The 13,834-nt window shown below is 62.7% G+C and carries 11 protein-coding genes and 1 pseudogene; 3 read left to right on the plus strand and 9 right to left on the minus strand.

The window, feature by feature from the left end; translation table 11 throughout:
- Positions 1 to 23: 23 nt before the first annotated feature.
- From AC1RTB_RS15740 to AC1RTB_RS15775, 8 genes and pseudogenes are all read right to left on the minus strand, one after another.
- Positions 24 to 848 (minus strand): inositol monophosphatase family protein, encoded by an 825-nt coding sequence (locus AC1RTB_RS15740; protein ID WP_492879878.1) that lies wholly within the window; start codon positions 846 to 848, stop codon positions 24 to 26.
- Between the two features lie 144 nt (positions 849 to 992).
- Complete coding sequence (locus AC1RTB_RS15745; protein ID WP_492879877.1) at positions 993 to 1,847, minus strand: inositol monophosphatase family protein; 855 nt, start codon at positions 1,845 to 1,847, stop codon at positions 993 to 995.
- Entirely contained in the window at positions 1,844 to 2,650 is an 807-nt protein-coding gene (locus AC1RTB_RS15750; protein WP_492879876.1) for an HAD family hydrolase, read from the minus strand. The genes AC1RTB_RS15745 and AC1RTB_RS15750 overlap by 4 nt, the downstream gene beginning before the upstream one ends.
- A gap of 78 nt (positions 2,651 to 2,728) precedes the next feature.
- Positions 2,729 to 3,796, minus strand: a pseudogene (locus AC1RTB_RS15755) (ABC transporter substrate-binding protein).
- A gap of 148 nt (positions 3,797 to 3,944) precedes the next feature.
- Positions 3,945 to 5,081, minus strand: a complete 1,137-nt coding sequence (locus AC1RTB_RS15760) for an ABC transporter substrate-binding protein (RefSeq protein WP_492879875.1) — start codon at positions 5,079 to 5,081, stop codon at positions 3,945 to 3,947.
- A 106-nt stretch (positions 5,082 to 5,187) separates the two neighbouring features.
- Positions 5,188 to 6,318, minus strand: coding sequence for an ABC transporter ATP-binding protein (locus AC1RTB_RS15765; protein WP_492879874.1), 1,131 nt, complete (start codon positions 6,316 to 6,318; stop codon positions 5,188 to 5,190).
- Between the two features lies 1 nt (position 6,319).
- The gene (locus AC1RTB_RS15770) at positions 6,320 to 8,143 is read right to left on the minus strand and encodes an ABC transporter permease (RefSeq protein WP_492879950.1); all 1,824 of its coding nucleotides are present in this window, start codon (positions 8,141 to 8,143) and stop codon (positions 6,320 to 6,322) included.
- A gap of 572 nt (positions 8,144 to 8,715) precedes the next feature.
- Positions 8,716 to 9,177 carry a L,D-transpeptidase gene (locus AC1RTB_RS15775; RefSeq protein WP_492879873.1) on the minus strand — a complete coding sequence of 154 codons (462 nt, stop codon included), beginning with the start codon at positions 9,175 to 9,177 and terminating at the stop codon, positions 8,716 to 8,718.
- A 653-nt stretch (positions 9,178 to 9,830) separates the two neighbouring features.
- Between AC1RTB_RS15775 and AC1RTB_RS15780 the strand changes: the two genes are divergently transcribed.
- Entirely contained in the window at positions 9,831 to 9,995 is a 165-nt protein-coding gene (locus tag AC1RTB_RS15780) for a hypothetical protein (RefSeq protein ID WP_492879872.1), read from the plus strand.
- A gap of 22 nt (positions 9,996 to 10,017) precedes the next feature.
- On the opposite strand, the gene AC1RTB_RS15785 is transcribed toward AC1RTB_RS15780, so the two are convergent.
- On the minus strand, positions 10,018 to 10,740 hold the full coding sequence (locus tag AC1RTB_RS15785; protein WP_492879871.1) for a response regulator transcription factor: 723 nt from the start codon (positions 10,738 to 10,740) through the stop codon (positions 10,018 to 10,020).
- Positions 10,741 to 10,939: 199 nt separating this feature from the next.
- Between AC1RTB_RS15785 and AC1RTB_RS15790 the strand changes: the two genes are divergently transcribed.
- Together AC1RTB_RS15790 and AC1RTB_RS15795 are read left to right on the plus strand one after the other, a co-directional pair.
- Positions 10,940 to 11,719: a response regulator transcription factor gene (locus tag AC1RTB_RS15790; protein ID WP_492879870.1), complete on the plus strand. Its 780-nt coding sequence runs from the start codon at positions 10,940 to 10,942 to the stop codon at positions 11,717 to 11,719.
- A 26-nt stretch (positions 11,720 to 11,745) separates the two neighbouring features.
- Positions 11,746 to 13,830: a PAS domain S-box protein gene (locus AC1RTB_RS15795; protein WP_492879869.1), complete on the plus strand. Its 2,085-nt coding sequence runs from the start codon at positions 11,746 to 11,748 to the stop codon at positions 13,828 to 13,830.
- Positions 13,831 to 13,834 lie beyond the last annotated feature (4 nt).

The following is a 13,834-nucleotide window of genomic DNA, read 5'->3' on the forward strand; positions in this document are numbered from 1 at the left end:
CTCTGATGCTTCTGTGGAAGAATTCAGTGCCCGGCTTCGAGCTTTATGCCAGTCGCTTCGCTCATGCCCGACGCCACGCCGGGCGCAGCAGCCAGCACCGCCCCGCCCTTGGTCAGCCCGCCGAGCGAAAGGAAGGGAGCGACGACACCGCCGGCTTCCTTGACCATCAACAGCCCGGCCAGACAGTCCCAGGCATGCATGTGCAACTCGGCGTAGGCGTCCGAGCGGCCATCGGCGACATAGGCGAGGCCGAGTGCGCCCGATGCACCGCGCCGCACATTGGCGCCGCGCTCGAGGATGTTGGACAGGACTTCCAGGTAGCGCTTGTTGGTCTTGCGGTTCGACCAGCCAAACTCGACGCAAGCCGCATCGAAATCGCTTGTCCTGGCGGCCGACAATGCCTTGGCGTTGCGTGTTCCACCTTGCCCGCGCCGCGCGAAATACAATTCGTCCAGGACTGGATTGTAGATCGCGCCGATCTCGGTCTCGCCATTGCTGACGAAGGCGATCGAGATGCAGAAATGCGGAATGTCGCGGGCAAAATTCGCCGTGCCGTCGATCGGATCAACGACCCAGATATCGGATTTGATGGCTCCGCCGCCTTCCTCGCCGAGAAACCCGTCTTCGGGGAATTCTTCGGCGATGCGCGCCTTGAGATGACGCTCCACGGCGGCATCCGTCTCGGTCAGGAAATCCTGCGGCCCCTTCATGCCGAAGCCGGCGACGCGATTGGTGAAACCGTCAAGCGCCACCGCACCCGCCGAACGGGCGATGTCGCGGCAAAAGGCGGCACGCCGGTCGAGCCCGGTTTGCATTGTCGCGTCGGTGGCCGTTGTATGAACTGTCATTTCGATGCCGCCCGTGGGTCGTTGTTGATCTCAAATTGCACAGGTGTGCAAAATCGTCAACGCCTTAAGTTGAATAATGATTCTGCGTTGGAATGAACTTGCGACATCCACTGATGCCGAGGCGATGCACACGCGTTCTTCCGGTCATGCCGCATCTCGCGCCCGCGCCGCGTCACGGCCGTCGGAGATACGCCGCGCCACCTGCATCAGCGTCGGATAGTCGCCCCCCTCGCCCAATGCCACGTAGCCCGGACACATGAAGTCGGGGGTGTCCGCGCTGACCTTGCCAAGCGTCAATGGATGGTAGCTGCCCCCGGCCTGCTTGAGGATGAGAACCGCCGCTGCAACATCCCAAGGATTGGAGCCGAAGCCTGCGGAGGCATCGACCCAGCCGGCTGCGACATGGCAGAGACTGAGCGCGCCGCTGCCGGGCCGGCGCAACGTCGAAAAGGTCTCGGCCAACTCGCCAAAATTTTCGAGCGCCTGTTCACGCCCGTCGAGGCGCAGGTCGCGCGCAACCGGATAACCCGTGATCAGCGTCGCATGGCGCTCGTCGGCGATGGCCCGCGAGCGCAGCGGCTCGCCATTCAGCCAGGCACCTGACATGTCAGCCGAAAACAGCATGCTGGCGACAGGGTCGTAGACCGCGCCGGCAACAATCTCGCCGTCGATCACCGCCCCTACCGACACGCACCAGAACGCAAAACCGCGGGCGAAATTCGATGTGCCGTCGATCGGATCGACATACCATTTCACCCGGCCCTCGCCGCTGGCTCCATCTTCCTCGCCGAGCACGGTTGAATCGGGCACCTCACCAAGGATGAAGGCGCGGATCGCCACTTCCGAGTCCTTGTCGTGCTTGGTTACCACGTCATGCAGGTCGACCTTGTAGTCGACATCAATGTTCGAGCGGAACGCCGCCAGAAGCTGCTCGCGCATCAGCTGCGACGCCTGCTCGGCGATCACCCGCAAGCGCTTGGACTCTTCGACGCTTGTCATGCTGCAATCCCGCGCGTGGCTTCTTGGAAGAGACCGAGTAGGCCAACCGGATCGGCAACGATGGCGGCCGGCTTGAGCTTCAGCTCATAGGGCAGATCGTAGGTACCCTTGGCCTCCATCAGGATGTTGCCGCCAATGCCGGCTCGCTTGCCGCACAAAACATCGCGGTCGAAATTGTCGCCGACATACCAGGCCGCGGACGGTTCGACGCCAAGCGCTCGCGTTGCCAGGAAAATCATCTCAGGGTTCGGCTTCCTGACCTTCACCTCGTCGCTGTGGATCGCCACGGCGAAACGGTCGGTCAGCCCGTGTGCATCGAGAAAGTCGAGATGGACCCGGCCGCACAGCGCATTGGAGACGATGCCGACAGGAACACCGGCAGCGTCGGCCGCATCGAGCAGGTCGAGCATCCCGGTACGTAGGACGCGTTCGCTCTTCCAGTTGCCCATCTTGCGGCACAGATCGTAAGCCTCAGCCACGACCACGTCGTTTGCACCCTTCGGCCAGTCGCCAGCGACGAAGTCGCCCCAGAATTCCTCGTGCCGCAATTCGCGCGGTGCGAAGGGCCGCGACATCGCATCCTTCCAATGCGAGTCGGCGATACCGGCTGCCTTGATGTCGTCGGTGATCTGGTCGACCGAAAGCTCTGGTGCCGCCACGCCGGCCCTGTCGAGCAGGCCGCGCACATGCCCGGCCAACCGCGCCTGCCAGCCCGGCAGATGCGCCGTCGACACGATGACGCCGCCGAAATCGAGCAGCAGCGCTTTGGGAGCCGCGAGTTTCCTCGCCGAGGTTCCGGTCATTCAAAAACTCCATGTCATCAGGTGGAAAAAAGTGGACGGAGCCGAAGGAGAAGGGCCCCGTCCCAGTCCACCGGAAAGCTATTTCTTGTAGGCGACGCGCCAGAGGTCCTGCCAATCCTGGCGCGCGTCCCAATCGTCGAGCGCCGTCGAGGCGTCGTATTACTGCAGCTTGTCGAGCACCTTGCCGATTCCCGAGGGCTCGTCAGCGGGAAGACCGATGTCAGGGTTGGTTGGCAGCTTGCCATCCTTCACCTGTGGCGCGATGCCCTCCTCGGTCAGGATGTAGTGGATGAACAGCTTGGCAGCGTTCGGGCTCTTGGTTCCGGTGGCGATCAGGCCGAGCTTCACATAGGTCCAACCCGGCCAGGGATCGAGGCCTTCACAAAGCCCAAGCTTGAAGCCCTTGTCGGCGTTATCGCGGAACTTGGCCGAGCTCATCAGGCCGAAGAACGGCTCCTTCTGTCCGGGTGCGCCCACGGCTTCCGAGATCGCATCGTCGGCGTCCGCAAGCAGCGGCGAATTGCCGGCAAAGCCCTTGACCCAGGCAGCCGTCGCGCTGTCTTCGCCAACATCGATGTCCTTGCCAAAATGCGCCTTGTAGGCAGCCTTCATCTTGTCATCGTCATGGGTTGCGGTCTGGTTGAACCAGTCCGGGTAGGTACCCTTCGACAGCGGATCGTAGAAGGCGACCTTGCCCTTCCATTTCGGGTCGGTCAGCTCCCAGATGTTCTTCACCGGGCATGCGTCATATGCCTCGGTGTTGTAGGCCCAGACCGCGGCGTTGGTGGTGATGGCGAGCGGATTTTGGAACTTGGCCGGGATCTTGTCGGCCATATCAGGCGGCAGATAGCTCTCGACGAATTTCTGCGGCAGCAGCTGCGCCAGGCCTGCCGGCGCGTCGGTGATCAGCACGACGTCGCCCTTGACGTTCTTGGCCTGCCCCTCGCGGATGATCATCTCCAGTTGGGCGTTCGCCGATACTTTGACACCCGTCGCCTGCACGCCGTACTTCTTGGTGAAGTTCTCGGCCATCTCGACGATCTTGCCAGTGCTGTCATAGATGTTGATCGGCGCTTCCTTTTTCGCCGCCTCCACCAGCGCATTGAGGTCAAAGGTCTCGGCCCGTGCCGGAGCCGCACCTAACATTGCGGCTGCAAATACCGCCGCAAGCGCGGTCGACGCCAAAGCTCTGTTTGTCCTGCTGCTCATGTCAAACGCCGGTTTCATGGTTTCCTCCCGTTTAAATCCGGCCAGACGCGCCCGGCATCATGCCGGGCGCCGCAGTTGCGTCAGTCTATTTCTGGTAGTTGACGCGCCAGAGGTCCTGCCAGTCCTGGCGCGCATCCCAGTCACTCTGGGCGGTCGCTGAATCGTAGGGGAATATCTGGTCGAGCGCCTTGCCGATGCCCGAAGGCTCGTCGTCAGGCAGCTTGGCGTCGCTGTTGGTCGACATCTTGCCGTCGGCTGCCTGCGGCGCGATGCCTTCTTCGGTCATCAGATAGTGGATGAACAGCTTCGCCGCATTGGGGCTGTCGGTGCCCTTGGCGATGAAGCCGAGGCTCGGATACATCCAGCCGGCGAAAGGCTTGAGCCCCGTGCACAGGCCGAGCTTGGAACCGACATCCTGATTGTTGCGGAACTTGGCCGAACTGACGAGCCCGACGAACTGCTCCTTCTGGTCCGGTGCGCCGACAGCCTGCGCGGCTCCTTCGTCAGCGTCGGTCAACAGCGGGCCGTTGGCGGCCAGCGCCTTCACCCACGCGGCGGTGGCACCAGACTCGTCGGTCACCAGGTCCTTGCCGTAATATTCCTTGTAGGCCGCAGCCACCTTGTCATCGGCTTTGGTCGCCATCTGGTTGAACCAGTCGACATAGGACGCCTTGTTGAGCGGGTCCTGCATGGCGAGCTTGCCCTTCCACTTGGCTTCCGTCAGCTCCCAGATGTTCTTGACCGGGCAGCTTTGGTTGAGCTGGGTGTTGTAGGCAAAGACGTTGGCCTCATTGGAAACGGTCAGCGGGTTCTGGTACTGCGCCGGGATCTTGTCGGCGAGATCCGGCGGCAGCCAGCTGTCGACGAAGCCCTGGGGCACCAGCTGTGCCACGCCGGCCGGCACGTCGCTGATCTGGATCACGTCGCCCTGCACGTTCTTGGCCTGGCCCTCGCGGATCACCATTTCGAGCTGCGCTGCGGCATTGGCCTTGGTGCCTGTCGCCTGCACGCCGTACTTCTTGGTGAAGGCCTCGGCCTGCTTCACGATCTTGCCGGTGCTCGAATAGACGTTGATCGGCGGCTCCTTCTTCGCCGCCTCGATCAGTGCGTTGAGGTCGAATTTTTCCTGGGCCTGCGCGGCCGTCGCGAGCATTCCGGCTGCAACTGCCAGCGCGGACGCCGACAAAAGCCTTGTCACTCTGGTGTTGAAAAATTGGGTCATGTTTTCCTCCCTCTGATGAGCCGCGTTGCATCCCGCGGCCCGAATGGTTTCCCGTCTATTTTCTGCATTCCCAGCGCACGGCACCTCCCGCCATGCGCCGTTTCCTTCAATGCACCTTCGCTGGCCGAAGCAGCCGATCGGCCTCCTCCAACCGATCGCCCTCCGCGTCGAACACGTGCAGCGCCTTGGGCTTGACCCAGAAAATCGCCTTCTCGCCGACCTCGATTTCTGGCGACTGATGCGTCGTCAAAAACAGCTTTTCGCCCGACGAGGTCAGCTCGATGATCCAGCTGCCGCCGGTCGGAAGGATGCCGGTCACTTGCGCCTGGCCGGAGAATGCGCCCTCAGGCACCTCGCCCGCTTCGCTTGCCAGCCGGATTGACTCCGGGCGTATGCCGATGGAACCGGCGTCGCGCAGTTCGGCATAATTTTCGCCGAAGAATTTGTTGGCTCTGGCAGAAACCTCTGATTTCGCATTGCCAAGCTCGACGATGTTAATCGGCGGGTTGCCGACGAACTGCGCCACGAAGCGGTTGGCCGGCCGGTCGTAAATGTCGTTGGGCGTGCCGACCTGCTGCAGCTGCCCTTCGCTCATCACCGCAATCGTGGTCGCCAGCGTCATCGCCTCCCACTGGTCGTGGGTAACGAACACGATCGTCGTCTTGAACTCGGCGTGCAGGCGCTTGAGTTCGGCGCGCATCTCGAGGCGGAGGGCTGCGTCGAGATTGGACAGCGGCTCGTCGAGCAACAGCACTTCCGGATTGACCGCCAGCATGCGGGCCAGCGCCACGCGCTGCTGCTGCCCGCCCGACAGCTGCGAAGGATAGCGGTCGCGGTATTTTTCGATGCCGAGCGTCTTCATCACGCGGTCGACGCGCTGCTCGCGCTCGGCCTTGGGCATCTTGCGCAACCTCAGACCGAAATCGGTGTTGCGCTCGATGGTCAGATGCGGCCACAGCGCATAGCTCTGGAACACCAGCCCCATTTCGCGCTTTTCCGGCGGAATGAACACGCCCTCGATGACCGAGTCGACGACGCGCGGCCCGACCCTGATCTCGCCGGCGGTCAGATGCTCCAGCCCCGCGATCATGCGCAGCGTCGTCGTCTTGCCGCAGCCGGAGGGGCCGAGCAGGCACATGAATTCGCCGTCGCCGATTTCAAGGTCGAGGTCGGCCACCGCATTGGCGGAATTGGCCCCGTAATTCTTCTCGACGCCGCGCAGATTGATTTTCGGCATGTCAGTTCCCCAGTCCTTGGGCGAGATTGGTCTTGGTCAGCTTCTGGCCGAGCAGCGCGCCGAAATAGGCAAGGCCGGCTATGATCAGGACCACCGCGTTGGCAGCCTGCGTGTAGTGATAGTCGACAAGCCGCAGCGAATAGGTGGTCAGCACGTCGGTGGAGGGCACCGCCAGCACCACGAACAGGCTGAGACCCTTGATGCCGGAAATGAAGGGCAACAGGATGCCGGTCGTCAGCGATCCCTTCTGGATCGGGATGACGATCGAGATCATGCGGCGGAACCAGCCGGCGCCGGCGATCTGGGCCGCTTCTTCAGGATCCTTGCCGAGCTGCATCATGGCCGCGATGCCGGCGCGCGAAGCGTAAGGCATCTGGTCGGCGATCAGCGCCAGCATCAGGATCATCGTGGTGCCGTAGAGCGCGGGGATCGGTCCACGCGCCACGGCAAACAGCGACAGATAGGCGGCGGCAAACGCGATGCCCGGCACCAGATATGGCAGGAACGTCACCTGGCGCAGGAAGGTGCCGAGCGGCTTGACCGGCGTGCGCACCACGACATAGCCGACAAGCAGGCCGAGGATACCCGACGTGATCGAGGCAACGCCAACGATGCGCAGGCTGTTCCAGGCGGCATTCCAAAGGTCGGGGCTGAGCAGGATGCCGGTCTGCAGCGCCACCGTGTTGAGATTGGTGCCGATCCAGTAGTCGAGCGTGAAATTGTCGAGATTGAACTGTGCTGGCACCCGCATGATCGTCGACAGGAACAGTGTCGCGATCGGCAGGCCGACGCTGAGCAGAAACATCAGCACGGCAAAGCCGGTTGCAGGCAGGCGCATGATGCCAAGCGGGCTCAGCCTGTTCATCGAGCCCTTGGAGCCGATGGTGACGAAGCGGCGCGCTTCCTTCATCAGCTTGGCATCGATGGTGATAGTGATGATGCCGATCAGCATGATCGAGCCGGCGAGCACGGCACCAACGCCAACCTGGCGCGAGGCGATGTTCTGGTAGAGCGAAGTCGCCAGCACATCGAAATTGACCGGCAGGCCAAGCACATAAGGCACACCGAACTCGCCGAGGCATTTGGCGAAGATCAGCACCATCGCCGAGATCAGCGACGGACGCATCAGGGGCATGATGATCTTGCAGGCAACCGTCAGCCGGCTCGCCCCAAGGATGCGCGCCGAATCCTCAAGCTGCGAGTCGAAGCGGCGCAGCGCATTGCCGAACAACAGGATGACAAAGGGCGAGTAGTGCAGCGCCAGGATGATCGTCACCGGCAGCTGGCCATAAGACAGCCAGTCGGGCGGCGAGAAGCCGAGCGACTCCATCCAGCCGGGCTGGCCGCCGACCGTGCGGTTCTTGAACAGCGTCGTCCAGGCCAGCGCGAAGGTCCACGCCGGCAGCATGTAGGGCACGATCAGCGCGGTCGAAAACCAACGCCGGCCGAACATGTCGGTACGGCTGAGCAGCCAGGCAAGCGTGCCGCCGACAAGCATGGAGAGCGCGATGGCGCCGACCGCCACGCTCAGCGTGTTGACCAGCGGCTCCCAGAACAGGTCGTGCGAGACCCGCGAGGTGAACACACGCTCCATGTAGTACCAGGTGAGTTCGCCGACATCCTGCTTGATGCGGCGTTCGTCGCCGAACTGGACACGCGCTGCGTCCGACAGCATCGAGATGATCGGCACGACGATGAGATAGGTGAACAGCGCCGCGGCGAGGAAGCCGATTGTCGTCGTCGGCTCACGCAGCGCGACCTTCAGCCGGTAGCGCAACCGCTGGCCACGTGTTGGCGCGGCAATCGAAGCCTTCAGGGGGCGGATAACTGCCGCCTTGGCAGATGTCTGGGACGATGAACCGGTCACGAGACGTAGCCCCGCACATGCCTGCCGGCCCGGACTACGCCTCGCGCGCCCATCTCATGTGGATGCACAGCACGGTTTTCATGCAATGGCACGAACATGAACCCTCCTCCCTTGGGCGCCTTGAAGCGGAACTTGTGTCGTTGCGAACTTTGCCGCCCGACACTCCTCGCCGTCCCTGCTTCCGACGCCACCGCCACCTCCAGGCGGTGCGGCACATTCCCGTGCCTGTTGGCATATTCATTCCATTGCCGGTACGTTCATGTCAATCCGGATTCCGCATAATTTTGCACAGGCGTGCAAAATGTACGAAATCACCATATCTTTGGCCATTTCGATGGCAATCCCATCATGAAATAGGTAGTCGGCTGAAATTTGTGCACTGCCGTGCAATTCTCAGAATCAGTCCAATCCGACTGGTCGCAGATCCGCCGAAGCGACGCTAAAAAACGTCAGTGCCCGCCCAGGATCAGCCTTGGCTGGTTCTGGGGCGAGCACACGGAAGCGGCACCACATTGGCGTCGGCGGAGCACTTACTTCACGATCTGGATGCTGGTGTTCTTGGGGCCGTAGGCCTGGACCAACTCGTAGAAATCAGCGGCATTGTCAGGGTGCAGCCGAACGCAGCCATGCGACGCCGGACGGCCCAACCGGCTGACCTGGTTGGTGGCATGCACGGCATAGCCGCCATTGAAGAACACCGAATGCGGCATCGGCGCGTTGTCGTATTTCTTCGAGTACCACATCTCGTGCATGCGCGTCGGCTTGTACGAGCCCTTCGGCGTCACATACCCCCTGCGGGCCGTGGAGACCTTCCACACAAAGGCCGAGCGGCCATCGATGAGCACCTGCATGCGCTGCTGGCTGATCGACACCTTGGCGACGATCTTGCTCGCCGCATCAGCGTTGCCTTGGCCGGCGGCCAGCAACAGTGCCGCGCCGGTCATGGCGGTGGCAGCGACATTGATCAGCTTTCTCTTGAATTCGGTCTTCATAGCGTCCCCTCAGCCGGCCACGCCGGCGAAAATGCGTTTCGGAATGGAACGCCTTTTGCCCTTCTCCTGTTTCGAAATGATTTCGTTTAAATTTTCTTTATGTTTCATGTTCGTTTCTAATGGGGCCCATTTCACGCTCAAAGTCGGCACATGCGAGGACACTTTGGGGCGCGCGGCTACGCAACAAACCTGAAACATTTGGCGGCACTAAAGCGCGCCCGGCGGCATCTTCCCGATACAGCGGGCCTGCACATTCAGCCTCGACGAAACGAACGTTGCGAAAGTTGGATGGGCGCGAAACGGTTGGCAACAAGATGGTTCCTGCGGGTGGGTGTCGCTACGGCGATTCTGGCAGGGATCGGCATTCTGGCTGACCCTGATAACGCCATGGCAGCGGAATTGCGGCCGGTTCAGGAACCGGCAGCCCACGCCATTCTCGCCTTCGCAACAGCATTGTTCGTCGCAACTCTGCGCATCCGCCGGGTCCATGGGCGTGGGTGCCTGGCTTCGTGCCGGGCGGCGGTGAACAGAAACCTCGCGCGTCTTTCGCAGCGAGGACAGAGTGCCCGCGCCGTCCACGGCAGGTCAGGCGGCGCGGGCATCTCGGTAGTCGGCTTGACTGAACCCCAGGAACCGAAACGGGGCCAACGGCGATGAAGAGACAATTCGCAGCGTCAGTGCTTTCGGCACTGCTTTATGCCCAGGGGCTTCTCGGCTTCGCGGGCCTTGCAAGCGTGCTGCTCAAGGACAGGGCACATGCCGAAACAGTGTCCGTCGTCGAGACGGCCGCGCCGGCCGCAGCCGCTTCGGCGCGCTGAAATCTTGGTCGCGCAAGCGAGATCATATCTGGTTTTCGGTTGGAGCAGCGCCGGCCTCCTGGCCGGCTGCCTTTGTCGGTGGGTCGAAGCGATAGCCCGACCCGCGGATCGTCGTGATGCTTTCGGTGTCGAGCTTGCGGCGCAGGCGCACGATGCGCGAGTCGATCGAGCGGTCGAAGGCGTCGGCACTTTCGGCAGGTGCCGCAGCCATGATGTCGTCGCGCGTCAGTACCCGTCGGGGCTTCGACAAAAACAGCTTGAGCAAGGCGATCTGGCCAGGCGAAAGCTGCTCTTCCTCGCCCGAACGATGCATCACCAGCGCCGAGCGCAGGTCGACGGTCGAATTCTCCAGCACCACCAATTCCTGCGTGCCGCGTCCCCGGCGCGCGAGGAGGCCGCCGATGCGCGCGGCGAGTTCCCTCACATTGAGCGGGCTCTCCACGACGTCGGCGGCGCCGAGTTCCAGCGCCAGCACCTTGTCGACAAGTTCGCCCGGCCGGCAGATCAGCACGAAGGCCGGCCCGCTTTCGCCGCCGAAGCTGCGCAACAGATCGCGCCCTTCAGCCGGCGTCAGCCCGTCGCCCACCACCACCACGTCTATGCCTTTTGCCGACAGCAGCGACTCGGCCTCCCACAGCCGCTTGGCTGTGCGTACGTCATGACCGCGCCGGTCGAGGTGATCGCTGAGATCGGAGACAACGACCTCCGCTATGGCGACAAGTGCTACGACCGATCTTCCAGCCACGTTTCACCCCGCAACATCAGCCTCATCGCGATCATTGCCTGCCGTGGCGGCCGCGTCGGCGCCTACAGGGGCAAGAAGATGCCGCGAGATGCACTTGGCCGGGGATGGGTTCCCTGTCCACGCTGCCCGAAGCCTCTTTCGCCCCTAACGAGGCACAACACCCTTAGCAACTGCCCACGCCAAATGATCACTGGACATCATGTTTATACCCAATCTACTTTCCGCCGGTAGCGGAGGCGAGACTAAACTGCGCGCTCGCATTGTCATCGTCGAAGATGAGCCCGACCTGAGGGACGCCGTCGCCGAATATCTCGGCGCGAACGGCTTCGACGTGACTGCCCTCGAAAGCGCCGCTGCCTTGCGCGCACTGATCGAAACCGAACAGTTCCAGCTTGCCATTCTCGACATCGCCATGCCCGGTGAAGACGGACTGTCGCTCGGCCGCTGGCTGCGCTCGAGGATGCCGATCGGCATCATCTACGCCACGGCCGCGGGCACAGCGCTCGACCGCATCGTCGGCCTCGAGATCGGCGCCGACGACTATATGGTCAAGCCTTATGAGCTGCGCGAGCTTCTGGCGCGCGTACGTAGTGTCATCCGCCGCGTACCGCAGCCAGAAAACTTCATGCGGTCATTGCTTGCCGCCCAGCCGCCGCGCCGCACCATCGCCTTCGGTCCCTTCCAGGCCGACCTCGACGGCCGGCTTGTCACCGGCAATAGCGGCGCCATCATCGACCTGGCCAAGAGTGAATTCGATCTGCTCGAGGTCTTCCTGACCAGGCCGAACCGGCTGCTCAGCCGCGCCACCATCTCGGAGGCCATCGGCTTTGCCGAAGACCCCGAATCCTCGCGCGCCGTCGACATCCGCATCATGCGGCTCAGGAAGAAGATCGAGGACGACCCGGCGACCCCCAAATTTCTGCGCACCGTGCGCGGGGAAGGCTATATCTTCTCCCTGCCCGGCAGCGAAGGCTACTAAAGCCCCCGGCCCCGCCAGGAACCGCGATGACCTTGTTGACCGCCTCACGCACCGACAATTCGTCGGGTATGCCGAGCCCCACCGTCGTGGCGGGGCAGATCGTGCGCCGGCTGCGCCAGGCCCAGGATTGGCAGATCGAGATCGACAATATCCTGGAGAGCTTTGCACACGGCTTCGGCGGCCATCGCACCATCCTGTTCAGACTGCGCGACCTGCCCGACCAGGGCTTCGCGCAGTCGATCGCCGCCTTTTGGGTCGATCCGAAGATCGACGCCTTCGCCGCGCCACCAACGACGATCAATCAGGCGCTGGTCGACTCCGACCCCTTGCTTGAACGCCTCGCCGAAGAAGTCCGCCAGGGCAAGATTTTCGCTGGGCTGACACGCGACCTGACCGGCTTCCTGCGCACCGATTTCGAGCAACAGCACATCAAGTCGTTCCTGTCGGTATCGGTTTCGGCGCATGGCCATCTCTGGGGCACGCTTGCCATCAATGACTGCGTCGTCGAACGCAACTGGACCGACGACGAGATCGCAGCACTCGAAATCATTGCCGCAGCCCTAGGCGACGCCATCGAGCGCTCGCTGTCGGAATATCACGTCAGCGAAATCATCCGCCGCACCATGCTGCAGTCCTCGCTCGACGCCATCATGGTGGTCGACGAGACCGGCTCGATCATCGAGTTCAATCCGGCGGCGGAGAAGATGTTCGGCTGGACCCGCGACGAGATCCTCGGCAAGGACCTGCTCGACACAGTCATCCCTTCCTATTACCGTAAGGGTTTCAACAACGGCGCCGAATATTTGGCCGGCCGCGGTGCACCGATGGTCGGCCAGCGCATGGAGACGGTGACCCAGAACGCCGCCGGCGAGATCATCCCGATCGAGCTTACGGCCAACGAGATGCGGCTTGCCGACCGCCGGCTGATCTTCGGGTCGATCCGTGACCTGCGTGAAAAACATCGCGCCGAAGAAGAGATCAACCGCCAGCGCGAAAAGCTGCACCAAAACGAGAAGATGGCGGCGATGGGCTCGCTGCTCGCCGGCGTTTCGCACGAGCTCAACAATCCGCTTGCCGTTGTCGTCGCCCAGTCGACCCTGCTGCACGAATTCGCTCCCGACCCCCAGACCAAGATACGCGCAGAAAAGGTGCGTGCCGCAGCCGAACGTTGCGGCCGCATCGTCAAGAGCTTCCTTGGCATGGTACGCCTGCACCCGACCTCGCGGGCCGAGACCGATCTCAACCAGGTGATCCGCGCCGCACTCGAAGTCACCGCCTATGGCGCACGATCGAGCGGCATCAGCATCGACACCGATCTGGCCGAGGGCACGCTGAGCGTGATGGCGGACGCCGACCACATGACCCAGGTGGCGGCCAACTTCCTGGTCAACAGCCAGCATGCGCTTGCCGCCGCAACTGGCGAGCGCACCATCCGCGTCAAGACCTTCCGCAATGCCGATGGCAGCGCTGGCTTTTCGGTCGAAGACTCAGGCCCCGGCGTCGCCGAGGCGATTCGCGACCGCATCTTCGAATCCTATTTCACCACCAAGCCGGTCGGCGTCGGCACCGGCATCGGCCTGTCGATCTCAAAAGCCATCGTCGACCGCCACAACGGCAAGGTCTGGTTCGAACCGGTGGAGCCAACCGGTGCGCGCTTCGTCGTTGAGCTGCCACCCATGGGCATCGGCCACAGCGCGGTGCTGGAAACCATCCCCAAGTCCAGCGGCTTGCGCCATGCCGTCATCATCGACGACGAACCCGACGTCGCCGGCTCGCTGTCCGACATCCTCGAGCTGATGGGCGTCAAGTCGCGCATTGTTTCGACCTGGGATTCGGTTGCCGAAGCGCTGGCCGACCAGCCCGACATCATCTTCTCCGATCTGCGCATGCCCGACCGCAGCGGCATTGCCATCTTCCGCGAGATTGTCGACCAACAACCTGACATGGCCCAGCGCTTCGTGCTGGTTACCGGCGACCTGATCGGCGCCAAGGCGGAGCTTGAACAGCTGCCGCCAAACCTCAAGCCGCACATTCTGGAAAAGCCGTTCAGCACCTTCGACGTGCGCAGCGCGCTGAGTGCGGTCAGCGACCAGGTCGCCGACAGCGCCTGAACCG

The organism is Aminobacter sp. GW821-FHT11F06, assembly GCF_058808215.1.